We start from the raw sequence: 22,015 nt of genomic DNA, 5'->3' as shown, positions 1-22,015 counted from the left end.
TCCGATCCCCGTTCCGCCAACTTTGCGTGCACAACCGTTCCTGACATGGCGTCAGTTCCTTTAATCTGACACTGCGTCAGTTAATCGCTGTCACACAGGAGCGGGCGGACCGATGCTTGGATCAACCCACGGCACCCTCACCACCGACTCCCGCCGGGCCCGGGTCATCGCCTGTGGCGAGCAGCCCGGACCCGCCGTCCACGGCCGGCCCGCCGAGGTCGACGATCTCGACGTCAGCGGCCGTCCCCTGTACTCCGACGTGCCCGATCTGGACCGCTTCTTCCGGCCGGAGTCGGTCGCGGTGATCGGCGCCTCGGATGCGGAGGGCCGGCCGAACACCGGTGTCACCCGCCAGCTGATCGCCTGGTCGGAGCGGGTCGGCGCCCGGATTCTCCCGGTGCATCCGAGCCGCCCGTCCGTCTTCGGCATCCCCTGCTCTCCTTCCGTCGCCGACCTGCCCGAGCAGGTCGATCTCGCCGTACTGCTGGTAGCCGACCCCCTTCCGGTGATCGAGGAACTGGCCGAGGCCAAGGTGAAGTTCGCCGTCGTCTTCGCGTCCGGGTTCGCGGAGACCGGCGAGGAGGGCGCCGCCGCGCAGGACCGGCTGACCGCCGCCGTAGAACGGTCCGGGATGCGACTGCTGGGCCCGAACACCAACCTCAACGCCTTCGAGCGGTTCCGCGACGACCTGGGCGGGCCCGCCATCGCGCTCATCACCCAATCCGGTCACCAGGGCCGCCCCGTCTTCGCCCTCCAGGAGCTCGGCATCCGGCTCTCCCACTGGGCGCCGACCGGCAACGAGGCCGACCTGGAGACCGCCGACTTCATCTCCTACTTCGCCGAACGGCCCGAGGTCGGCGCCATCGCCTGCTACGTCGAGGGACTCAAGGACGGCCGCGCCTTCCTGCTGGCCGCCGACCGCGCCGCCCGCCGCGGGGTGCCGGTCGTCGCCGTCAAGGTGGGCCGCACCGAGACCGGCGCCCGCACGGCCGCCTCACACACCGGCAAGCTGACCGGCGCGGACGCGGTGGTGGACGCGGCGATGCGGCAGTACGGCGTGATCCGGGTGGACGGCCTGGACGAACTCCAGGACACTGCCGCCCTGTTGGCCCGCGCGCGGCCGCCCCGCGCCGACGGCGTCGTCGTCTATTCGATCTCGGGCGGCACGGGCGCGCACTTCGCCGACCTGGGGACCGAGGCCGGGCTCACGCTGCCGGAGCTGTCGGAGGCCAAGCAGGCCGAGCTGCACCAGTGGATACCCGAGTACCTGAGCGTGGCCAACCCCGTCGACAACGGCGGGCATCCGGTCGGCGACCACCGCGGCCGGAAGATCATCGACGCCCTCCTCGACGACCCCTCGGTGGGCGTGCTGATCTGCCCGGTCACCGGACCCTTCCCGCCCCTCAGTGACAGGTTGGTCCAGGACCTGGTCGACGCCGCCGAGCGGACGGACAAGCTGGTCTGCGTGGTGTGGGGGTCGCCGGTCGGTACCGAGCCGGCGTACCGCGAGGTCCTGCTCGGCTCCTCGCGCGTGGCCACCTTCCGCACGGTGGCGAACTGCATCACCGCGGTCCGCGCCTACCTCGACCACCACCGCTTCGTCACCGGCTACCGCTCCCCCTTCGACCGGGCGCCCCGCACCCCGTCCCCCTCCTTCCGCAAGGCCCAGCCACTGATGCGCCCGGGCCAGCAGCTGAGCGAGCACGCGGCGAAGCAGCTGCTGCGGGCGTACGGCATCCGGGTGCCGCGCGAGCAGCTGGTGACCAGCGCGGCGGCGGCCGTACGGGCGGCTGCACTGGTCGGCTACCCCGTGGTGATGAAGGCGTCCGGCGCGCGGATCGCCCACAAGACCGAGCTGGGCCTGGTCAAGATCGGACTGACCTCCGCCAGCCAGGTCCGGGACGCCTACCGGGAGTTGGCCGACATCGCCCGCTACGAGGACGTCTCCCTGGACGGTGTCCTCGTCTGCCAGATGGTCGAGCGGGGCGTCGAGATGGTCGTCGGAGCCACCCACGACGAGCTGTTCGGGCCGACCGTGACGGTCGGGCTCGGCGGGGTGCTCGTGGAGGTCCTCGGCGACTGTGCCGTACGCGTGCCGCCCTTCGGTGAGGAGCAGGCGCGGGACATGCTCGGCGAGCTGCGCGGGCGGGCCCTCCTCGACGGGGTCCGGGGGCGCCCCCCGGCGGATCTCGACGCGCTGGTCGAAGTCGTCCTGCGGGTGCAGCGCATGGCCCTGGAACTGGAGGACGACCTCGCAGAGCTCGACATCAACCCGCTCATGGTGCTGCCCAGGGGGCAGGGCGCGGTGGCGCTGGACGCGCTGGTGGTGTGCCGCTGACATGGGTACCGACGACGACGTGAACATGCCCATTTCCCCCCGTGTGCCCGGAAATTCCGTCGATTCATTGGTACAGCACGCCACTGACAATCAGGTCTGCCGCATCACTCTCAACCGCCCCGAGGCCCTCAACGCGATCACCCCTGACCAGCGGGAACGCATCATCGAGCTGCTCGCCGACGCCTCCGCCGGCCCCGCCGTGCGGGCCGTCGTACTGACCGGAACGGGCCGCGGCTTCTGCGCCGGGGCGGATCTGCGGGGCGGGGCGGCGGCCGCTGAGCGCACGTCCCGTGACCAGGTCCCGGGCGATGTCGCCCGCACGATCCGGCTCGGCGCCCAGCGGTTGATCGCGGCCGTCCTCGACTGCGAGAAGCCGGTGATCGCGGCGGTGAACGGCACGGCGGCCGGCCTCGGCGCGCATCTGGCGTTCGCCTGCGATCTCGTACTGGCCGCCGAGTCCGCCCGGTTCATCGAGGTGTTCGTCCGCCGCGGCCTCGTCCCCGACGGCGGCGGCGCCTACCTCCTCCCGCGCCTCGTCGGCCCCCAGCGGGCGAAGGAGCTGATGTTCTTCGGCGACGCGCTCACCGCGCCGGACGCCGAACGCCTCGGCCTGGTCAACCGGGTCGTGCCGGACGAGGAGTTGGCCAAGACGGCCCGCGAGTGGGCCGAACGCCTCGCAACCGGCCCGACCCGCGCCCTCGCCCTCACCAAACAGCTCGTCAACGCCTCCCTCGACACCGACCGCACCACCGCCTTCGCGGCGGAGGCGGCGGCGCAGGAGATCAACATGACGACGGAGGACGCCCGGGAGGGAGTGGCGAGTTTTGTGGAGCGCAGGGGTGCCGAGTTCAAAGGAGGCTAAGGCTTCCTATCTGACGCATCGTCAGGTTCAATGGCTGACGTGATGGGACATGCAGGGATGGCGGCCGCCGCCGTCCGTTACCTCAGGTTGGCCCACGAGGCACCGTCCGAGACGGAATCCGTCGAAGTACTGCCGCGCCCGGAGTTGCGGTGTGTCAGCGAGGACGAGCGGGCCCCCGTGGACCAGGCCGAATTCCGCCGGGCCCTGGGGAGCTTCGCGACCGGCGTCACCGTTGTCACGGCACCCGCCGCCAACGGCAATGACGGCCCCGCTGGCTTCGCCTGCCAGTCCTTCTCCTCCCTCTCGCTCGACCCACCGCTCGTCGTCTTCATGGTCGGCCGCGCGTCGACGACGTGGCCGCGTATCGCCCGTGCGGGCGTCTTCTGTGTGAACGTCCTGAGCGCCGGCCAGGGCGAGCTGTGCCGCGCCTTCGCAGTAAGCGGGGCAGACAAGTTCTCGGGAGTTACGTACGACGCGGCACCCATCTCTGGCTCCCCCCGCCTCGCGGGCACGCTGGCATGGATCGACTGCACGATCCACGCGGTGCACACAGGAGGCGACCACCTAATCGTGGTGGGGCGGGTGAACGCGCTGGGGACATGTGACGAGGACAAGGCCCCCCTACTGTTCCACCGCTCTCGCGTGCAGGGTGCCCCGTCCCTCAGGTCCGGGAAGATCGCGTGCCCTCACGGAGCAGGGCAGGAGTAGCCGAATCCCCGTCAGGGCGCTTCGGCGTCCCACCCGGGGCGACTGCGCGCCGCATGGCCATTGGCGCATGGGAAGGAAGCCCGCGCCGGGGTTCACCGAGCAGTGCAGGCAGCTCACCGAAGCTCGGCAAGAGAACGAGTGGCTGCGTGCAGGAAATGCCGATGTGCAGCAGCAGGCGTTGAAGGACTTCGCCAAGGCCAGAGCCGCTGCTCAAGGCCCGTGAGGCGAACCGGCGTAGGGACTGGTGCGAGAAGACCTCGACCCTACTCGCCCGCGCTTACGACCTGGTTCGGTTCGAGAAGCTGAACATCAAGAACATGACCGCCTCCGCTCGGGGGACAGTCGAACGGCCAGGCCGACGCGTGAAGCAGAAGGCCGGGCTTAACAGAGCGATCCCCACCCAGGGCTGGGGGCTTCCCCGCCGCCGGACTGAGGAGAAAGCTCCTGGCCGGGTCGAGGACGTCCCGGCCCCGTATACCTCTCTGCGATGCAGCGCCTGCGGATGGATCGAGAAGAACTCACGCAAGAGCCAAGCCGAGTTCGTCTGCGTATCCTGCGGCTTCACCTGCAACACGGACGAAAACGCAGCGAACAACGTCGCGGCAGGACAGGGCGGGATTCCCCTCCCCCAGGCGCCAAGCCTGTGCCGGAGGGACGACACCGCCCACACAACGGTCGAGCGTCCGTGAACCTCAACCCAGATGGGTTGGAATCCCCCTCTTTCAAGAGGGGGAGGATGTCAAAAGGGGCGGTTCCTCTGGTGGAGACCTAGGCCGCCACCACCGTCGGAGCCGGACGCCGCCGGATCACCAGGGCCATCAGGGCCGCCGCCGCACACAGCGCCCCCGACGCGTACCAGACCATGTCGTACGTACCGAAGACGTCCCGCGCGACCCCGCCGAGGAAAGCGACCAGCGCGGCGCCGACCTGGTGGGAGGCGAGGACCCAGCCGAAGACGATGGCGCTGTCGTCGCCGTACTGCTCCCGGCACAGGGCGACGGTGGGCGGGACGGTGGCGACCCAGTCGAGGCCGTAGAACACGATGAAGAAGAGCATCGGCGGGTGGACGCTCGGCGCGAGCAGCATCGGGAGGAAGAGCAGCGAGATGCCGCGCAGGGCGTAGTAGACCGCGAGCAGCCGACGCGGCTCGAAGCGGTCGGTCAGCCAGCCGGAGGCGATCGTGCCGACCACGTCGAACACGCCGATGACCGCGAGCAGCGAGGCGGCCGCCGTGATGCGCATGCCGTGGTCGTGGGCCGCCGGCACGAAGTGGGTCTGGATGAGGCCGTTGGTGGAGGCGCCGCAGATCGCGAAGGTGCCGGCCAGCAGCCAGAAGGGGCCGGTGCGGGCCGCCGAGAAGAGCACCGTCACCGCCCGGCGCGCGGCGCCCTGCACGGGGGCCGGCTTGGGCACGAACTCCTGCGCGCCGTACGGCTTCAGACCCACGTCGGCCGGGTGGTCACGCAGCAGCAGCCAGACGAAGGGGACCACCACGAGGGCCGCGAGGGCGACCGTGACGACGGCCGGCTGCCAGGTGTGCTTCTCGACCATCCAGGACAGCAGGGGCAGGAAGATCAGCTGGCCGGAGGCCGAGGCGGCGGTGAGGATGCCGGTGACCAGGCCGCGCCGCTCGGTGAACCAGCGGTTGGTGACCGTCGCGGCGAAGGCCAGCGCCATCGAACCGGTGCCGAGTCCCACCAGCAGGCCCCAGCACAACAGCAGCTGCCAGGCCGCCGTCATCCAGTACGTCAGCCCCGAGCCGAGCGCGATCATGCTCAGGGCCACCGCGACGACCCGCCGGATGCCGAAGCGGTCCATCAGCGCGGCGGCGAACGGGGCGGTCAGACCGTACAGCGCGAGGTTGATGGAGACGGCGGCCCCGATCGTGCCGCGCGACCAGCCGAAGTCGTCGTTCAGCGGGTCGATGAGCAGCCCCGGCAAGGAGCGGAAGGCGGCCGCGCCGAGGATCGTCACGAAGGCGACGGCGGCGACGAACCAGGCGCGGTGCACTGAATGTGTGCGGTTCCGCCGCGGGCGGGACTTCCTGATCGGCCGACTGTCCTCTGCGGTGGCTGCTGCCTCGGTCGTCTCGGTTGTCTGGGTCACGACATAGAGCTTCGGGCCTGTGATCGTCCGAAACGAGTGGCCCGAGGGACAGCATTCGTTAGGATCGGGCCATGGATACGGCCAGCAGCGCGGCGCGCGCCCAGCAGGAACCCTTCCGACCGCATCGCGTCGTCGTCCTCGCCCTCGACGGCCTCCTCCCCTTCGAGCTGGGCATCCCGCACCGCATCTTCGGCCGCCCCAAGGACGCGCGGGGACGGCATCTGTACGACGTCGTCACCTGCTCGATCCGGCCACCGGGCCCGGTGCGGACCGACGCCGACTTCGCCGTCCAGGTCGAGCACGGCCCGGAGGCCCTGGCCACCGCGGACACGGTCGTCGTACCGGCGCTGTACGAGCACGGCCCGCTCTACGAACAGGGCGTCCTCACCCCCGAACTGGCCGCCGCCCTCGCCCACATCCGCCCCGGCACCCGGCTCACGTCCATCTGCACGGGCGTGTACGTCCTCGCCGCCGCCGGTTACCTGGACGGCCGCCCCGCCACCACGCACTGGGCCGACGCCGAGCGCTTCCAGGCGCTCTTCCCGCGGATCGAGGTCGACCCGAACGTCCTGTTCATCGACGACGGCGACGTGCTGACCTCGGCCGGGGTGGCGGCCGGGATCGACCTGTGCCTGCACATGGTCCGCAGCGACCACGGCACGGCGGTCGCCAACGACGTGGCCCGCCGCACGGTCGTACCGCCGCACCGGGACGGCGGCCAGGCCCAGTACATCCACCGCCCGGTCCCCGACCCCCAGCAGGCGTCCACGACCACGGCCCGCGCCTGGGCCCTGGGCCGCCTGCACGAGCCGCTCCAACTGCGCGACATGGCCGACCAGGTGTCCATGTCCGTGCGGACCTTCACGCGCCGCTTCCGTGAGGAGGTCGGCGTCAGCCCCGGCCAGTGGCTCACCCAGCAGCGGGTGGAACGCGCCCGGCACCTGCTGGAGTCCTCCGACCTGTCCGTCGACCAGGTCGCCCGGGACGCCGGCTTCGGTACGGCCCAGTCGATGCGACAGCACCTACAGACGGCCCTCGGCGTCACCCCCACCAGCTATCGGCGCACCTTCCGCGCCGGCGGCAACGTCGACGTCCAGGTCCCCAGCGGCACTTGACCTCTCCAGACGGGCATCGTCCTGCCGGGCCCAGCCCCGGCGCGGCCCATCCCGGCGGGCCTCGCCCCACCAGCCGAGCGCCGTCAGCAGCACGGGATGCGCCCCGGCCAGCACCCCGAGCCCCATGAACCCCACGGCTCCGCCCGCGAGCCCGACGGCCAGATGACGCCGACCCCTGGCCGGGGCCAGCCGCATCCCCAGCACCGGGGCTCCGGCGATCTCGCCGATCACATGGGCCGCCGCGAGAGTCGCACCCAGGGTGTAGCCGCCGGGCCGCTCCCGCACCAGGAACACCAGAGCGGAAGCGACGTCTCGATAGCTGACATCCTCCCCGGCCTGAAGGCCGGGGGCTCCATCCACCCGCATAGTGCGGGTCCTGGTGGGTTCCTGTTTCATCGAGCACCGCCCTGGCTAGGCAGGGTCTTACACGCTCTCCGCAGGCGTTTTACTTCTCGGCCTGCCCGGCCGCGAAGATGCGCCGTCCTTCGGCGCGGATGTTGCGTTCTGCGTTCTCGTCCCGGTCGTGGGATGCCCCGCAGGAGCACGTCCACTGCCGGATGCGCGGTCCTTCCAAGCCCTTCGGGCCCTCGATGCTGCCGCAGACGGAGCACGTCTGGGTGGAGGGGAAGAACCGGTCGACCTTGGCGAAGTCGCGCCCGTACCGGGCGCACTTGGCTTCCAAAGTGCGGGCGAACATGCCAAGTGACTGGTCGTGCACACTCTTTGCTCGCTTGCCGCTGCCCATGCCTTTCACGTTCAGGTCCTCCAGGTACACGGCTTGGCTTTCGCGCGTGATCCTGGTGGTTTCCTGTTCGATGAAGTCGCGCCGTTTGTCGGCGATCTTGGCGTGGATCCTGGAGACGGCGAGCTTGGCCTTCCTTCGGTTGTTGGAGCCCTTCTGAGAGCGGGACAGCTTGCGCTGTGCGCGACGGAGCTTCTTCTCCTGGCGGCGGAAGAACTTCGGTGAGGCGATCTTCCTGCCGCGCAGCACCGCATAGGAGGACAGGCCCAGGTCGATGCCGGTCTCGGTGTCGTCCAGGTCCAGTTCCGGCATTGGCTTGTCTTCGGTCTCCACCACGAAGCTGGCGAAGTACCGGCCGGACGGGTCCTTGATGATCGTGACCGATGACGGTTCGGACGGCAGCGGACGTGACCAGCGCACCGCCACATCCCCGAGCTTCGCGATGAACAGGCAGCCGTTGTCCCGCGACTTGAAGCCGTTGCGGGTGAACCGCAATGACTGACGGCCGGACTTCTTCTTCATGCGCGGGGGGAGCCATCTTCGGCCCCTTGCGCACACCCCGCTTGGACGCGAAGAAGTTCCGGTACGCGGCATGCAAGTCCGCGAGCGACTGAACCAGCGCCACCGACGGCGCTTCGGACAGCCACTCCCTCTCGGACGTCTTCTTCGCGGCCGTGATCACCATCTTCTGCAAGGTGACGTCCGAGATGTACGGCTCGCCGTTCCGCCACGCCGCCCGGCGCTCCCGCAGGCCGTCGTTGTAGACGACACGGGCACAGCCAAAGAAGCGCGCCAAGTCCCGCTGCTGCTGGGTGGTCGGATAGATCCGCTCGTTGTACCGCAGTTTCATGACTCACCTCCCCGGCGTGGTCGTGATCAACTGTCCGTGACCTTGCGCCAGTAGAGTGACTAATTGTCAACTGGGTTCCTGCCTCGCCAGCGGACCGTTCCGCCTATCCCCGCCCTGAAGGACGAGGCCCGCGGCGGCAGTAGAACTGGTCATGCAGATGACGGTGGGCGCCCCCACTGACAACCCGGCAGCCACTTTCCGAGCCTGTGGAAAACTTGCTGTCCCGGCCTGTGGAAAATGCCGCCGGGCTCCCTCGGAAAGTCCGTTGAGCACTCAGAACGTGAGCACTCCACGAGCCACCTTCCCCGCCTCCGCGTCCGCCGCCGCCCTCTCGAACTCCTCCACCGGATACGTCTGCGTCACCAGCTCGTCCAGCAACAGCCGCCCCGCCCGGTACAGATCGGCGTACAGCGCGATGTCCCGCTGCGGCCTCGACGACCCGTACCGGCAGCCCAGGATCGACTTGTCCAGATACATGGAGGACACGACGAAGGACGCTTCGGCCCCGGCCGGCGGAACCCCCAGCAGAATCGCCTGTCCGTGCCGGTCGAGCAGATCGACGGCCGCCCGGATCAACTCGACGCGCCCCACGCACTCGAAGGCATGGTCCGCGCCCGTCGGCAGCAGCTCCCGCACGCCCTCCACCGACGTCAGGAAGTCCGTCGCCCCGAACTGCCGGGCCACCGCCTCCTTCGCCGGATTGGCATCGACGGCGACGATCCGCAACGCACCCGAGATCCGCGCCCCTTGCAGGACGTTGAGCCCGATCCCCCCGGTACCGATCACCAGCACACTGTCCCCGCGGTCCACCTTCGCCCGGTTGAGCACGGCGCCCACTCCGGTCAGCACCCCACACCCGATGAGCGCGGCCGAGGGCAGCGGAATGTCCTTCGGGATCGGCACCACCTGCACGGCCTTCACCACGGTCCGCTCGGCGAACGCGGAGTTGGACGCGAACTGGAACACGGGCCGTCCGTCTCGCATGAACGGCTGCCCCGGCCGCCCTATGGCCTGCCGGCACATGGTCGGCCGCCCCCGGTCGCACTCGGCACACACACCACAGTTGGCGAGCGTGGACAGCGCCACATGGTCTCCGGGCCCGACATGGGTGACCCCCACACCAACCGCTTCGACCACCCCCGCGCCCTCATGCCCCAACACCACAGGAACGGGGAAAGGTATGGTCCCGTCCACCACGGACAGATCGCTGTGGCACAACCCGGCAGCCGAGATCGCGACCAGCACCTCCCCCGGCCCCGGATCCCGCACCACCAGGTCGTCCACGACCTCGACCCGCTTGCCGTCGAACAACACACCGCGCATCAGACGACCCCCTTGGGCTCCCTGGGCAGACCGAGCACCCGCTCGGCGATGATCGTGCGCTGAACCTGGTCCGAGCCCCCGTAGATCGTGTCGGCCCGGGAGAACAGGAACAGATGCTGCAGAGCGTCGAGTTCATACGGCGACGAGGGCGCCCAGTCCCGCGGCCCCACGCCCGCCACCGCGCCCCGCACCTGCATCGCCAGCTCCCCGAGCCGCTGATGCCAGCCACCCCACAGCAGCTTGGCAGCACTGGGCGCCCCCGCGTCCCCGGCCCGCCCCAGCGTGCGCAAGGCGTTCCAGCGCATCACCCGCAGCTCGGCCCACTGCCGCACCAGCCGCTCCCGCACGACGGGATCGTCCACCGCACCGGACCGCACGGCCGCCTCCACGACCCGCCCCAGCTCCTGCGCGAACCCGATCTGCTGGGCGAGCGTCGAGACCCCCCGCTCGAACCCGAGCAGACTCATCGCGACCTTCCACCCGGCGCCCTCACCGCCGACGACATGCTCCACGCGCGCGTGCGCGCCGTCGAAGAACACCTCGTTGAAGTCACTGGTCCCGGTCATCTGCCGAATGGGCCGCACCTCGACACGTCCCGGCTGATCCATCGGAACCAGCAGAAAGCTCAGCCCGTGATGCCGCCGGGAGTCCGGCTCGGTCCGGGCCAGCACAAAACACCAGTCGGCCTCATGAGCGAGGGAGGTCCAGATCTTCTGCCCGGTGACCCGATACGTCCCGTCCGGCCCCCGCTCGGCCTTCGTACGCACCCCGGCAAGATCCGACCCCGCCCCGGGCTCGCTGTACCCCTGACACCACAGCTCCTCACCAACGGCGATCGCCGGCAGAAAGCGGCCCTTCTGCTCATCTGTCCCGTGGGCGAGCAGAGTCGGGGCCAGCAACTTCTCCCCGATATGCCCGGACCGCCCGGGCGCCCCCGACCGCGCGTACTCCTCGGCCCAGACGACCTGCTGGGTGAGCGAGGCGGTCCGATTCCCATACCCGCCCTCCCCCCACCCGAGCCCGATCCATCCGGCCTTCCCGAGGGTCCGTTCCCAGGTACGACGGTCCTGCGCACCCTCGACGTGCTCGGAGAGCCACGCCCTGACCTCCACCCGAAACACGTCATCCGCAGCACTGAACCCAAAGTCCACCGACATCTCCTCCAGTCGCCGGGCCAGGCCAACCCCTCGGGGCGCGGGGAACTGCGCGACAAGCCACGATCGACCCGCAGCCGCCCCACAACACATCCCCCCGAGCTCTTAGGCGTTGGGCCGCGCACCCTCCCGCGCGGCCTTCTCCATGGCCTCCAGTTGAGCCAACATCGGCATCGGATCCACCCCCACCGACCCAGCCAACGCCTCCGCAATCGCCCCTACCGTCCACCCGCCGGAGGCATACGCGGCACGCAACTCCCTCGGCTGCGCCCACACCGCGATCTTCGGCCCGGCGACCGTGTACACCTGCCCGGTAATCCCCTGCTCCCGAGCCGCATCCGACAGCAGGTAGACCACGAACGCGGCCACGTCCTCCGGCTCCCCGATCTCCGCCAGCTCCATGGGCACGTTGGCAGACATCCGCGTACGAGCGACCGGCGCGACGGCGTTCGCGCTCACCCCGTACTTGTGCAGGCCCAGCGCGGCGCTCCGCACCAGCGAGATGACCCCGCCCTTGGCCGCGCTGTAATTGGCCTGCGAGACCGACCCCTGATGATTGCCGCTGGTGAACCCGATCAGGGTCCCCGCCCGCTGCTTCCGCATCACGGCCGAAGCGGCCCGGAACACGGTGAACGTCCCCTTCAGATGAGTGGCGACCACCGGATCCCACTCCTCCTCGGTCATGTTGAACAGCATCCGCTCCCGCAGGATCCCGGCCACACACACGACCCCGTCGATCCGCCCGAAGGCCGACACGGCCGTATCCACGACGCGCTGCCCGCCCGCCATCGTGGAGATGTCGTCCCCGACCGCGACGGCCTCCCCGCCCGCCGCCTCGATCTCCTTCACCACGGCCTCGGCGACCTCGCTGGTGGGCGACGCGCCGTCCATGGAGACGCCGTAGTCGTTGACCACGACCCGCGCCCCTTCGGCGGCGGCCGCGCGCGCGACGGCCCGCCCGATCCCCCGCCCGGCGCCCGTCACGGCGATGACCTTGCCTGCCAAGAAGTTCCCCACGCCCCGGCCCCTTCCCGCAGTTTCTGACGGTCCGTTAGATTCGCATCAGATTCTACGACCCGTCAGATACACGGAGACAAGCCCCGGGGAGGACTCATGTCACTGCCGGACGCGTTCCACGAGATCGCCAAACGCGTGAACAACTGGGGGCGTTGGGGGTCCGACGACGAGATCGGCACGCTCAACCTGATCACCGACGAGGTGGTCCGCGAGGCCGCCGCCTGCGTCCGCACCGGCCGCCGCATCCCCCTCGCCCTCCCGCTGCAACAGGACGGCGTCCAGACCGGGTTGATCCCCGGACGCGTCAACCCGTTGCACGCCATGGTGCAGATCAACCAGGAGCTCTTCGGTCCGGGAACCGTCGCCTGCAGCGACGACACCGTGACCATGGGGCTGCAGGCGGCCACCCACTGGGACGCACTCACCCATGTCTCGCACTCGGGCCGGCTCTACAACGGCCGCCCCGCCGACACCATCACCCCGCACGGCGGCGCGGAGTTCAGCGGCATCGACAAGGCCCGGCACATCGTCTCGCGGGGTGTGCTGCTGGACGTGGCACGCGCGCGTGGCGTCACGCGGCTCGACGGCGGGCACGCGGTCACCCCCCAGGACCTGGAGGCGGCCGAGGAACTGGCGGGCACGCGCGTGCGTGCCGGCGACATCGTGCTCGTCCGCACGGGGCAGATCCAGGTCTATGCCGCCGGGGACAAGCACGCGTACGGCTATCCCTCACCGGGTCTGTCGATCCGTACGCCGGAGTGGTTCCACGCGCGCGACGTGGCGGCGGTGGCGAACGACACGCTCACATTTGAGATCTTTCCGCCGGAGATGGAGGATCTGTGGCTGCCCGTGCACGCGCTCGACCTGGTGGAGATGGGGATGCTCCAGGGGCAGAACTGGAATCTCGAAGAGTTGTCCACAGCCTGTGGAGAAGAGGGCCGTTACGCGTTCCTGCTGTCGGCGATGCCCGAGCCCTTCGTCGGCGGCACGGGGACTCCCGTGGCACCCGTGGCCATACTCTGACGCCGCGACCTGCGGCACCACGACTGCGTCACTGAGGTCGGCTGGCGGCGCGGCTTCCCACTCTCGGCTTCGTCCGAGCGGGAGGTGCCCCCACCGCCCCGAGCACGGCACCGCGCGCCGCCATCCGACTCCGGCGTACCCGCCCCGGCCCTCCTGGCCCCGAGAGAACCGACGCCGAATCACGACCCACACTCGGCAAGGGCTTCCGTCACCGAAGCCCTCGTCGTCCCCTCGCGGCGAATCGCTGACCACAAGCGTGATCAACCGGACACGCGGCGTCAACACCCAGTCGGGGATTTGTTACTTACGCCCTATTTGCAGAAGACGCGCATGGAAGCACAACCCGGCGCACCCATGCCTGTCCGAACTGCGGTGACAGCGCTTTCTGCAACTGTGCATCGAATCCAGTCGAATTCTTTCGGCGTGCGCCCGTCAGACCGCCTCGTAGGCGAACCCTTCATAGGTCGACGCCCCACTGCCGTAGGCGGAGGCAGACCCCTCCGACTCGACGGCGCGGTCCAGTTCGCACCAGATCCGCTTGCCGACACCCTCGGAGCTCCAGCCCCACCGGTCCGCGAGACCGTCGACGAGTGCGAGGCCCCGGCCGCCCGTGGCGTCTCCGTCGACACAGCGGGGCACGGGCGCACGGCCGCTGCGGTCGGCCACCTCCAGCCGTACGGTGGCGCACTCCTCGGCCGCACAGGGCAGCGACAGCCGCAGCACGGCCGGACGGCCGGTGTGCACCACGGCGTTGGTGACCAGTTCGGAGACGAGCAGGATCAGCGTCTCGGCGAGCGGTTCGTCGACCTGTATCCCGGACCCGGCGAGCCGCGAACGGGCCCACCGGCGGGCTCGCCCCACTTCAGCAGGGTCGGGCCGGATCTCCAGCTGCACTTGAAGCACCTGCACCGTTCACACCATCCGAACCGGCGGACACATAGCCCCGCGCCTCACGAGGGCCACGATCCTAGCCATTTTTTTCATGGCCAGAACAATGGCCAAAGCCAGGGTCACGGAACGTGAATCCCTTAGCTGACAGCATGGTTGACGTACAGTCACCCCAACAAGCGCTTCGGGCATATTCCAGCGCGAAGGAGTACCCGTGCGGCATACTGTGCGACGCTTGCTGCGAGGAGTCGAACAGGTGGGGGCAGAAGGCCCTCCCACCCAGCGAGCAACGGCGCGCACCGCCGATTCCGGAGCCACCTCAAGGGCAACTCCGGCACGGCTCGTGCTCGGAACCACTCGCATCTCACACAAGGTACCGGAGCGGACCGCCGACTCCAGGCCGTGACGAGTCACACGTAGGACACAACCCGATATCAACGCTCCGTAATTCCGGTATGCCACAATCCGCGACATCCATACGGGGCCGATCGGCGACACCGCAGTCCAGGGCCCTTCACCTCGATTCGACGAGAAGCGTGGCCGCCAATCGCTCCTCACTCTGCGTAGCGTCCGCCGTACGGTGCGTTCGCACCCATGCGCGCTTCAGATGCAGGTGGACCTCGAACTCCCAGGTGAATCCCATGCCGCCGTGCACCTGGAGACAGTCCCGCGCGCCGCGTACGGCCGCCTCGTCGGCGAGCAGCCGGGCGGTGTCGACGTCGACGGGGTCGGCGGTGACGGCCGCCGCGTAGACGGCCGCGCGGGCGGTCTCCGTCCGCACCAGCATCTCCGCGCACAGATGCTTGATCGCCTGGAAGGCCCCGATCGGCTGCCCGAACTGCTCGCGCGTCCGGGCGTGTTGCACGGCCAGCTCGCACGCGCGTGTGGCGCCGCCGAGTTGCTCGGCCGCGGTGAGGAGTACGGCGACGGGGTCCGCGTCCGAGGCCACGGGAACCCGGTGCAGGGGCGTCAGCGGGTCGACCGACCGCAGCGGTACGGCCCCGGTCGCGTCGCCCCGTACGACGTCGGCCTCGGCGAGCCACTCCACCAGGCCGTTGCCCACGGCCGCCACGACGACCTCGCCGGTGGCCGCTCCCGGCACCTCCTCCGCCGCGAGATGCGTGGCCACCAGGGGGCCGGGCAGCAGTGCCCGACCCGCCTCCTCGAAGGCCAACACCGTCTCGGGCAACCCGAGTCCGACCCCGCCGTCCGCCTCCGGCAGCCGTAGCGCGAAGAACCCGGCCGCGCCGAGCTCCCGCCACAGCGCCCGGTCCAGGCGTCCGGGCTCGTCGGCCGCGGCCCGCAGCGCCTGCGCGTCGAAGCGCCGCGTCAGCAGTTCCCGCACGCCGTCCCGCAACGCCCGCTGGTCGTCCGTGAGTTGGAAACGCATCCGTCATCGCCCCTTCGGCAGCCCGAGGATCCGCTCGGCCACGATGTTCCGCTGGATCTGCGAGGTGCCGGCGGCGATGGTGTACGACAGCGAGGACAGCCGGTCGAGCACCCACGGCCGGTCGAGGTCGAGCGAGTCCGGCCCCAGGACGTCGGCGGCGGCGTCGTAGAGCTCCTGACGGGCGTGCGAATACCTCAGTTTGAAAACCGAACCCCCGACGCCCGGTACCCCGCCGGTCAGTTCCGCCTCGCTCACGTTCCACTGCGTGAGCCGCCACAGAGCCCGGAACTCGGCGTTCAGCCGCCCCAGCCTCCGGCGCAGCACCGGGTCGTCCCAGCGGCCGTTCTTGTGCGCCTCGGCGGCGAGTTCGCGCAGCACACGGCGGCAGGCGACGACCTCGCCCACGAAGGCCGTGCCGCGTTCGAAGGACAGGGTCACCATCGTCACGCGCCAGCCGTCGTTCTCGCCCCCGACCCGGTTGGCGACCGGCACGCGGACCTCGTCGAGGAACATCTCGGCGAACTCGGCCGACCCGGCCAGGGTTCTCAGCGGCCGTACGGTGATGCCCGGCGCGTCCATGGGCATGGCGAGCCAGCTGATGCCCCGGTGTTTCTCTGCCGCCGGGTCGGTGCGCACCAACAGCTCGCACCAGTCGGCCACTTCGGCATGGGAGGTCCAGATCTTGGACCCGCTCACCACATAGTCGTCGCCGTCCCTACGCGCGCGTGTGCGCAGTGCCGCGAGGTCGGATCCGGCGTCCGGTTCACTGAAGCCCTGGCACCAGACCTCGTCCCCGCGCAGGATCGGCGGCAGCCAGCGCGCCCGCTGCTCGGGGGTTCCCTCGGCGGCGATGGTGGGCCCCGCGTGCAGCAGCCCCACGAAGCCCGCGCCCACGTAAGGGGCGCCCGCCTTCTCGGTCTCCTCCAGGAAGATCAGGCGGGTGCTCGGCGAGGCACCCCAGTGGACATCGCCGTACCCGGCGTCGTACAGCCTGCGCTGCCAGCCGAGGTCGTAGGCGCGGCGCCCCGGCCAGTCGTCCGGGGAGGGCTTCGGCGGGAGTGCGGGCAGCACTTCGCCCAGCCACTCCCGCAGCCGCGCCCGGAACTCCTCCTCCTGTGGCGTGTGGGCGAGGTCCATGTGCGGCCACTCCATATCTGATGAGCCGTCAGATATCGCTCTGCGGGAAGGCTAAGTCCCGCACCCCTGGACCGACAAGGCGGTGGGCCCTACGCTCTGCCCACGATCTGACTGACCGTCAGCTACACCTATCCGGTGGCAGGGGGCCGTCATGTACGACATCGCTCACACCCTGAGTTCCTCGCGCACCCTCTGGGACCTGGTCGCCGCCCGCGCCGCGCACACCCCCGACCGCCCGGTCCTCCTCCAGGACGCCCGCTCGCTGTCCTTCGGCGAGCTACGCGCGCGTGCCGAGCGGGTGGCGGCCGGCCTGTACGACATGGGCGTACGCCCCGGCACGGTCGTCGCCTGGCAGCTGCCCACCCGGATCGAGACGGCCCTGCTGTCCTTCGCGCTGGCCCGCCTCGGCGCCGTGCAGTCGCCGGTCATCCCGTTCTACCGGGACCGTGAAGTCGGGTTCGCGCTGCGGGAGTCGAAGGCGGAGTTCTTCGCGGTGCCGGGCGAGTGGCGGGGCTTCGACCACACCGAGATGGCGCGGCGCCTCGGCGCGAAGGGGATCTTCGAGGCGTACGACACCCTGCCCGACGGCGATCCCGCGGTGCTGCCCCCGCCGCCCGCCGAGGGCACCTCGGTGCGCTGGATCTACTGGACCTCGGGGACCACGTCCGACCCCAAGGGCGTCCTGCACACGGACCGTTCCCTGATCGCGGGCGGCTCCTGCCTGGCGCACGCACTGCGTCCGAGGGCCGACGACATCGGGTCGATCGCCTTCCCGTACGCCCACATAGGCGGCCCCGACTACATGGTGATGCTGCTGCTGTACGGCTTCCCGGCGGTGATGTTCGAGCAGTTCGCGCTGCCGGACGCGCTGGAGGCGTACCGCGCGCACGGCGTGACGATCGCCGGCGGGTCGACGGCCTTCTACTCGATGTTCCTGAACGAGCAGCGCAGGCAGCCGGACGGCGCGAAGGTCGTCCCCTCGCTGCGGCTGCTGGCGGGCGGCGGGGCGCCGAAGCCACCGGAGCTCTATCACGCCGTGGTCCGCGAGATGGGGGTGCAGCTCACCCACGGCTACGGCATGACCGAGGTGCCGATGATCACGATGGGGGCGCCGGACGACACGGCGGAGAACCTGGCGACGACGGAGGGACGGCCGCCGCGGCAGATGGAGGTCCGGATCGTGGAGGGGGAGGTGCGGCTGCGCGGGGAGGCGGTGTGCCGGGGCTATCTGGATCCGGCACAGTCTGCGGCGGCCTTCGACGAGGAGGGGTTCCTGCGGACCGGTGACCTCGGGTATCTGACGGGCAGCGGGCATCTGGTGCTGACCGGTCGCCTCAAGGACGTGATCATCCGCAAGGGCGAGAACATCTCGGCGAAGGAGATCGAGGATCTGCTGCACCGGCATCCGGCGGTCGGAGACGTCGCGGTGATCGGGCTGCCGGACCCGGAGCGCGGGGAGCGGGTCTGCGCGGTGGTGGAACAGCCGGCCGGCGCGGAGCGGCTCACCCTGGGGGCGCTGACGTCGTATCTGCGCGGGGAAGGGCTGTCGACGCACAAGCTGCCGGAGCAGCTGGAGGTGGTGGACGCCCTTCCGCGCAACGAGACCCTGCGGAAGGTGCTGAAGTACCGGCTCAGGGAGCGGTTCTCGGGAACGGCGTAGGGATCACTCGGGGACCGTGAAGTAGCGGGCGAACGCCGTCACGATCTCGCCCTCGGCCACCTTGCCGTCGCTGTCCGCGTCCAGTGTGGCGGCCGCCGCCCGGGCCACGTCCTCCTGGACGCCGAGGCTGACGAGCACGCGCGCGGTGTCGTCGACGGTGGCGTATCCGTCGCCGTCGGGGTCCGCCACGGCGAGGGCGCCGTGCAGGAAGGGGCGGGCGATCTCCGCGAACCGCTCCGGGTTGTCGCGCAGCCGCTTGACCGCGCCGTTCACGAACTCCTCGCGGGTGATGCGCTGGTCGCCGTCGCGGTCCGCGATGCCGGCCATGCCCTGCCAGAACGCCTCCGCGCCGATGTACAGGGCCTGGCCCTTGTCGGAGCGGGCGGTGGTGCCGAACTCCGCGAGCAGCGCCTTGGCCGCCGCGTTGAAGTCCTCACGGTCGATGTAGCCGTTGCCGTCCTGGTCGAAGCCGGCGAACCGGGCCGCGATCCTGCGCTCGTACTCGCTGCTGACCATGTCTTGTGGGGCCGCCTTACGTCACGTGGGGTGCATCTGCAACGGAGCGTACGACGCCGGGGGCGGTCGGGGCGCGGTAAAACGGCGGTTGTGCCAAGACCGGGGGAATTTTGGGACAACGATGTGGCACTTCGAGGGACTCGGCACTGCTCAGGCCGCTGGTGGGGTATTTGCCCGGCTCAGACCGCCGAAGCGATATCGGCCCGGCTCAGACCGCCGATGCGGTATCGGCCCGGCTCAGGCCGACAGCGGTCCGGCGTCGTCCGCGACCGCCGCCGCGACGTCCGGATACACCTCGAACAGCCGCCGCACGCCCAGTGCCCCCAGGACCCGGTTGACGTGCGACCCGTCCGCCGCGCCCTGTGCCGGGAGTATCAGCCGCAGGCTGCCCTGGCAGGAGCGGATCAGCCGGCGGGACGCGATGAGGACGCCGACGCCGCTGGAGTCGCAGAACATGACCTCGGAGAGATCCAGGACGAGACTGTGCCGACCCTCGGCCACCGCGTCATGCACATGCTGTCGCAACGCCGGCGAGGTCACCAGGTCCAGCTCGCCCGACACCTGGAGCACGGCCCAGTCGCCCCGCTCGCCACCGGTCACTTTCAACGTCACCACCACGCCCCTCGCTCGCCGGACTCGCCGAAACGGAAGCCACACCTACGCTTCCTTGCAGCGCGGCTGCCCAGCGGCTGTTCCCTGAAACTCCCTCCAGAAAACGGTCACCGATCAGAAAAGGCTTGTTCCAATCGCATTCGATCCTGTTCGATCAGGTCTGATCACCCGGTGACCGGGTAGCCGAGCGGGACCGAGCCCCCGCGAGACCCCCGTCACGAGCGGGAGGCCCTCTACCACGGGTGCGAGGTACGTCACCAGCCATGACAGTCCGAGGGGCGCACATTGCCACAAAGGGGCGTGCGTTCTCAGACGTGCCGACTACATTCGAGGAGACGGTGGACGCAGGCTGGACGGCACGGACCGGTGAGGGGGGCCGTATGGCGAAGAGGGACGCACCGCCCCGCTGGGACCGCAAGATGCAGCAGCGCCTGGCGCGCGGCGAGGCGGCCGCCCTCGGCGAGCTCTACGACCGGTTCGCCTCGCTGGTGCACGGCCTCGCGCACACCGTGCTGGGCGACGAACGCGCCGCCGACCACCTCACCCGCGACGTCTTCGCGCACGTCTGGGAGCACGCGGACACCTACGACCCCAAGCAGGGCCCGCTGCGCTCCTGGGTCGCCGCGCTGACCCACCGCCTCGCGGTGCAGCGGCTGCGCGCCACCGAGACCGCCGCCCTGGTGCAGGCCGGCCACGGCTCCACCGAGGAGCTGGAGCGCAAGGTGCGGCACGCCTCGGTCGCCGCCCGCGCCGACTACATCGTCCAGTCCATGCCCGTACCGCTGCGCGCCGCGCTGGAGCTGGCGTACTTCCAGCGCCGCGACTACCGCCAGACCGCCGCCGACCTCGGCGTCACCGAGGACGAGGCCCGCCGCCGCCTCCGCCTGGGCCTGCAACTGCTCTCCACGGCCCACGACGCCGGAGCCGCCCCCGGGGCGCCGCCGGGATACGGGGGTGCGGTGTGAACAAGGCGGGACGTTTCGAGGTGTACGACGACCATGAGGGGCGCGGGGGACACGAGGGACACGGAGGCCGGGAGCCGAATGACGACTCCCCGCACGGCGGCTCCTCCCACGACGACTCCCCCGGCGGCAAGGAACATGACAAGAACAGGGCGGAGAGCGGTTCCGGAGACACCACCCGTGGAGCCGACGGCATGAGCAGCGGCCAGGGCGACGGCCACGACCCCGCCGTCCCGAAACCGGACCCGGACGAGCCACCCCGCATACCGCTCCCCCGCGCCTCCGTCGAGGACACCGGCCGGCCCCTGCCCGATCTGGCCGACCTGCCGGATCTCGCCGACCCGGCGCCGCGCCGGCCCCCGCTCGTCCTCGAACACCGGGTCCTGAAGTCGCTGCTCGGCGCGTGGGCGCTGGCCGCCTGTTCGCCGGAGGAGACCGCGGCCGTGGAGGAGCACCTCGGCGACTGCGGCTTCTGCGCGGACGAGGCACTCCGACTGCGCGAGGCCGTCGGCCTGCTGCATCCCGCCGAGACCCTCGACCTGGACCCGTCCCTGCGCACCCGCGTCCTGGAGGGCTGCCTGGAGCGCCGCCCGCCCCGCATTCCGGTGCCCGGGTGGGCGACGCCGTACGACGCGGAGACGGCCCGGCTCGACGCCCTGCTGCAGGACTTCGGCGACGCCGAGTGGCACGCGCCCGTGCGGCTGCGGTGGTTCGAGAGGGACGAGCCGACGAGCCGCCGTACGACCGTCGCCGGGGTCATCGCGCATCTGCTGGCGGTCGACGGGCTGGTGGCGATCGCGCTCGGCCTGGAGGACCCGATGGGCGACGTCGGCGCGGACCGGCCGACCCCGTCCGCGCGCACGGAGGCGTACTGGCGGGCCTCGCACTACCCGCCCACGCGCGCGGTACGGGCGCCCTGGCGTGAGCAGACCCACGACCTGGTCCGCACGGTGTCCTTCACGGGCGACGGCACCGAGGGTGGCATCGGCGGCGGGGGCAAACTGTCCGTCCCCTACGGCGACTTCGAGCTGCCGCTGCGCGACGCGATGCTGGACCGCGCCTTCGAGTGCTGGGTGCACGCCGAGGACATCGCCGAGGCGGTGGACTACCCCTACGAGGCGCCGTCCGGCAGCGATCTGCACCAGCTGGTCGGCCTCGCGGCCCGGATGCTCCCCACGGTCCTGGCGGCCCGCCGCCGCGTGGGCCTGGCGGCGCCGTCACCGGGTTCCCACCGCCACCTCGTCCCGGTCGGCGAGCCCGGCCGCAGTCTGCGCCTGGAGATCGAGGGTTCGGGCGGCGGGGAGTGGCTGATCCCGCTGGACTCTCCGGCGGCGGTCGGTTCCGCGGAGCACGAGGTGGCGCATATCGCGCTCGACGGCGGGGAGTTCTGCCGCCTGGCCGCGGGACATGTGTCTCCGACGGAGGCCGCGGCGGGACAGATGGGTGACCGGGAGGCGATCAGGGATGTGCTGTTCGCTGCGGCGAGCTTGAGCCGGATGTAGGGGTGGGTTGCCGATTCGTCGGCGGCTGCGGGTGCGTGGGGGCCGTTCGCGCAGTTCCCCGCGCCCCTGGAGATACGTCCACTGCACGTACTTCAGGGGCGCGGGGAACT

At 70.5% G+C, this 22,015-nt stretch carries 21 protein-coding genes and 1 pseudogene; 10 read left to right on the top strand and 12 right to left on the bottom strand.

Annotation, left to right across the window (positions count from 1 at the left end):
- Positions 1–112 precede the first annotated feature (112 nt).
- From POF73_RS24325 to POF73_RS24305, 5 genes are all read left to right on the top strand, one after another.
- Positions 113–2,338 (top strand): acetate--CoA ligase family protein, encoded by a 2,226-nt coding sequence (locus POF73_RS24325; RefSeq protein WP_272119021.1) that lies wholly within the window; start codon positions 113–115, stop codon positions 2,336–2,338.
- Positions 2,339–2,363: 25 nt separating this feature from the next.
- Positions 2,364–3,200 (top strand): enoyl-CoA hydratase/isomerase family protein, encoded by an 837-nt coding sequence (locus POF73_RS24320; RefSeq protein WP_272119094.1) that lies wholly within the window; start codon positions 2,364–2,366, stop codon positions 3,198–3,200.
- 30 nt (positions 3,201–3,230) lie between these two features.
- Positions 3,231–3,908, top strand: coding sequence for a flavin reductase family protein (locus POF73_RS24315; protein WP_272119020.1), 678 nt, complete (start codon positions 3,231–3,233; stop codon positions 3,906–3,908).
- Positions 3,909–3,975: 67 nt separating this feature from the next.
- Entirely contained in the window at positions 3,976–4,131 is a 156-nt protein-coding gene (locus POF73_RS24310; protein ID WP_272119019.1) for a hypothetical protein, read from the top strand.
- 94 nt (positions 4,132–4,225) lie between these two features.
- Entirely contained in the window at positions 4,226–4,597 is a 372-nt protein-coding gene (locus POF73_RS24305; RefSeq protein WP_272119017.1) for a zinc ribbon domain-containing protein, read from the top strand.
- 79 nt (positions 4,598–4,676) lie between these two features.
- On the opposite strand, the gene POF73_RS24300 is transcribed toward POF73_RS24305, so the two are convergent.
- Positions 4,677–6,014, bottom strand: coding sequence for an MFS transporter (locus POF73_RS24300; RefSeq protein ID WP_272119015.1), 1,338 nt, complete (start codon positions 6,012–6,014; stop codon positions 4,677–4,679).
- Between the two features lie 71 nt (positions 6,015–6,085).
- On the opposite strand from POF73_RS24300, the gene POF73_RS24295 reads away from it, so the two are divergent.
- Positions 6,086–7,129 (top strand): GlxA family transcriptional regulator, encoded by a 1,044-nt coding sequence (locus POF73_RS24295; RefSeq protein ID WP_272119013.1) that lies wholly within the window; start codon positions 6,086–6,088, stop codon positions 7,127–7,129.
- On the opposite strand, the gene POF73_RS46285 is transcribed toward POF73_RS24295, so the two are convergent.
- The 6 genes and pseudogenes from POF73_RS46285 to POF73_RS24265 form a co-directional block, all read right to left on the bottom strand.
- Positions 7,037–7,495, bottom strand: a complete 459-nt coding sequence (locus POF73_RS46285) for a hypothetical protein (RefSeq protein ID WP_443049630.1) — start codon at positions 7,493–7,495, stop codon at positions 7,037–7,039. The genes POF73_RS24295 and POF73_RS46285 overlap by 93 nt on opposite strands.
- Positions 7,496–7,574: 79 nt before the next feature.
- Positions 7,575–8,366: an RNA-guided endonuclease InsQ/TnpB family protein gene (locus POF73_RS24285; RefSeq protein ID WP_272119011.1), complete on the bottom strand. Its 792-nt coding sequence runs from the start codon at positions 8,364–8,366 to the stop codon at positions 7,575–7,577.
- A gap of 283 nt (positions 8,367–8,649) precedes the next feature.
- A pseudogene (locus POF73_RS24280) lies at positions 8,650–8,721 on the bottom strand (helix-turn-helix domain-containing protein); the annotation flags it as partial.
- 273 nt (positions 8,722–8,994) lie between these two features.
- Positions 8,995–10,044 carry an alcohol dehydrogenase catalytic domain-containing protein gene (locus POF73_RS24275; RefSeq protein WP_272119010.1) on the bottom strand — a complete coding sequence of 350 codons (1,050 nt, stop codon included), beginning with the start codon at positions 10,042–10,044 and terminating at the stop codon, positions 8,995–8,997.
- Positions 10,044–11,195, bottom strand: coding sequence for an acyl-CoA dehydrogenase family protein (locus tag POF73_RS24270; protein ID WP_272119009.1), 1,152 nt, complete (start codon positions 11,193–11,195; stop codon positions 10,044–10,046). The genes POF73_RS24275 and POF73_RS24270 overlap by 1 nt, the downstream gene beginning before the upstream one ends.
- A gap of 108 nt (positions 11,196–11,303) precedes the next feature.
- Positions 11,304–12,215, bottom strand: coding sequence for an SDR family NAD(P)-dependent oxidoreductase (locus POF73_RS24265; protein WP_272119007.1), 912 nt, complete (start codon positions 12,213–12,215; stop codon positions 11,304–11,306).
- 96 nt (positions 12,216–12,311) lie between these two features.
- Here POF73_RS24265 and POF73_RS24260 point away from each other — a divergent pair, with 96 nt between their 5' ends.
- Complete coding sequence (locus tag POF73_RS24260; protein WP_272119005.1) at positions 12,312–13,238, top strand: cyclase family protein; 927 nt, start codon at positions 12,312–12,314, stop codon at positions 13,236–13,238.
- A gap of 432 nt (positions 13,239–13,670) precedes the next feature.
- On the opposite strand, the gene POF73_RS24255 is transcribed toward POF73_RS24260, so the two are convergent.
- From POF73_RS24255 to POF73_RS24245, 3 genes are all read right to left on the bottom strand, one after another.
- Positions 13,671–14,132: an ATP-binding protein gene (locus tag POF73_RS24255; protein WP_272119092.1), complete on the bottom strand. Its 462-nt coding sequence runs from the start codon at positions 14,130–14,132 to the stop codon at positions 13,671–13,673.
- Positions 14,133–14,640: 508 nt separating this feature from the next.
- On the bottom strand, positions 14,641–15,516 hold the full coding sequence (locus tag POF73_RS24250; protein WP_272119003.1) for an acyl-CoA dehydrogenase family protein: 876 nt from the start codon (positions 15,514–15,516) through the stop codon (positions 14,641–14,643).
- Positions 15,517–15,519: 3 nt separating this feature from the next.
- Entirely contained in the window at positions 15,520–16,653 is a 1,134-nt protein-coding gene (locus tag POF73_RS24245) for an acyl-CoA dehydrogenase family protein (protein ID WP_272119001.1), read from the bottom strand.
- A gap of 151 nt (positions 16,654–16,804) precedes the next feature.
- Here POF73_RS24245 and POF73_RS24240 point away from each other — a divergent pair, with 151 nt between their 5' ends.
- A complete protein-coding gene (locus POF73_RS24240; protein ID WP_272118999.1) occupies positions 16,805–18,313 on the top strand; it encodes a class I adenylate-forming enzyme family protein in 1,509 nt (502 codons plus the stop codon).
- Positions 18,314–18,316: 3 nt separating this feature from the next.
- Here POF73_RS24240 and POF73_RS24235 read toward each other — a convergent pair whose 3' ends face one another.
- Both POF73_RS24235 and POF73_RS24230 read right to left on the bottom strand, forming a co-directional pair.
- A complete protein-coding gene (locus POF73_RS24235) occupies positions 18,317–18,829 on the bottom strand; it encodes an EF-hand domain-containing protein (protein ID WP_272118997.1) in 513 nt (170 codons plus the stop codon).
- A 237-nt stretch (positions 18,830–19,066) separates the two neighbouring features.
- The gene (locus tag POF73_RS24230; RefSeq protein WP_272118995.1) at positions 19,067–19,447 is read right to left on the bottom strand and encodes an STAS domain-containing protein; all 381 of its coding nucleotides are present in this window, start codon (positions 19,445–19,447) and stop codon (positions 19,067–19,069) included.
- A 374-nt stretch (positions 19,448–19,821) separates the two neighbouring features.
- Here POF73_RS24230 and POF73_RS24225 point away from each other — a divergent pair, with 374 nt between their 5' ends.
- Both POF73_RS24225 and POF73_RS24220 read left to right on the top strand, forming a co-directional pair.
- Positions 19,822–20,406 carry a sigma-70 family RNA polymerase sigma factor gene (locus POF73_RS24225; protein ID WP_272119090.1) on the top strand — a complete coding sequence of 195 codons (585 nt, stop codon included), beginning with the start codon at positions 19,822–19,824 and terminating at the stop codon, positions 20,404–20,406.
- The gene (locus POF73_RS24220) at positions 20,403–21,905 is read left to right on the top strand and encodes an MDMPI N domain containing protein (RefSeq protein ID WP_443049626.1); all 1,503 of its coding nucleotides are present in this window, start codon (positions 20,403–20,405) and stop codon (positions 21,903–21,905) included. Before POF73_RS24225 ends, POF73_RS24220 begins: the two co-directional genes overlap by 4 nt.
- Positions 21,906–22,015 lie beyond the last annotated feature (110 nt).

Origin of the sequence: Streptomyces sp. HD (assembly GCF_028369295.1) — a bacterium.
Lineage (GTDB): Bacteria > Actinomycetota > Actinomycetes > Streptomycetales > Streptomycetaceae > Streptomyces.
This window is presented reverse-complemented; position numbering and strand designations above follow the sequence as displayed.

What these genes read in the sequence shown, in the direction of transcription:
- POF73_RS24325 (WP_272119021.1), top strand. Translation starts at nt 113, where the DNA reads ATGCTTGGATCAACCCACGGCACCCTCACCACCGACTCCCGCCGGGCC.
- POF73_RS24320 (WP_272119094.1), top strand. Translation starts at nt 2,364, where the DNA reads ATGCCCATTTCCCCCCGTGTGCCCGGAAATTCCGTCGATTCATTGGTA.
- POF73_RS24315 (WP_272119020.1), top strand. Translation starts at nt 3,231, where the DNA reads ATGGCTGACGTGATGGGACATGCAGGGATGGCGGCCGCCGCCGTCCGT.
- POF73_RS24310 (WP_272119019.1), top strand. Translation starts at nt 3,976, where the DNA reads ATGGGAAGGAAGCCCGCGCCGGGGTTCACCGAGCAGTGCAGGCAGCTC.
- POF73_RS24305 (WP_272119017.1), top strand. Translation starts at nt 4,226, where the DNA reads ATGACCGCCTCCGCTCGGGGGACAGTCGAACGGCCAGGCCGACGCGTG.
- POF73_RS24295 (WP_272119013.1), top strand. Translation starts at nt 6,086, where the DNA reads ATGGATACGGCCAGCAGCGCGGCGCGCGCCCAGCAGGAACCCTTCCGA.
- POF73_RS46285 (WP_443049630.1), bottom strand. Translation starts at nt 7,495, where the DNA reads ATGCGGGTGGATGGAGCCCCCGGCCTTCAGGCCGGGGAGGATGTCAGC.
- POF73_RS24275 (WP_272119010.1), bottom strand. Translation starts at nt 10,044, where the DNA reads ATGCGCGGTGTGTTGTTCGACGGCAAGCGGGTCGAGGTCGTGGACGAC.
- POF73_RS24260 (WP_272119005.1), top strand. Translation starts at nt 12,312, where the DNA reads ATGTCACTGCCGGACGCGTTCCACGAGATCGCCAAACGCGTGAACAAC.
- POF73_RS24250 (WP_272119003.1), bottom strand. Translation starts at nt 15,516, where the DNA reads ATGCGTTTCCAACTCACGGACGACCAGCGGGCGTTGCGGGACGGCGTG.
- POF73_RS24245 (WP_272119001.1), bottom strand. Translation starts at nt 16,653, where the DNA reads ATGGACCTCGCCCACACGCCACAGGAGGAGGAGTTCCGGGCGCGGCTG.
- POF73_RS24240 (WP_272118999.1), top strand. Translation starts at nt 16,805, where the DNA reads ATGTACGACATCGCTCACACCCTGAGTTCCTCGCGCACCCTCTGGGAC.
- POF73_RS24235 (WP_272118997.1), bottom strand. Translation starts at nt 18,829, where the DNA reads ATGGTCAGCAGCGAGTACGAGCGCAGGATCGCGGCCCGGTTCGCCGGC.
- POF73_RS24225 (WP_272119090.1), top strand. Translation starts at nt 19,822, where the DNA reads ATGGCGAAGAGGGACGCACCGCCCCGCTGGGACCGCAAGATGCAGCAG.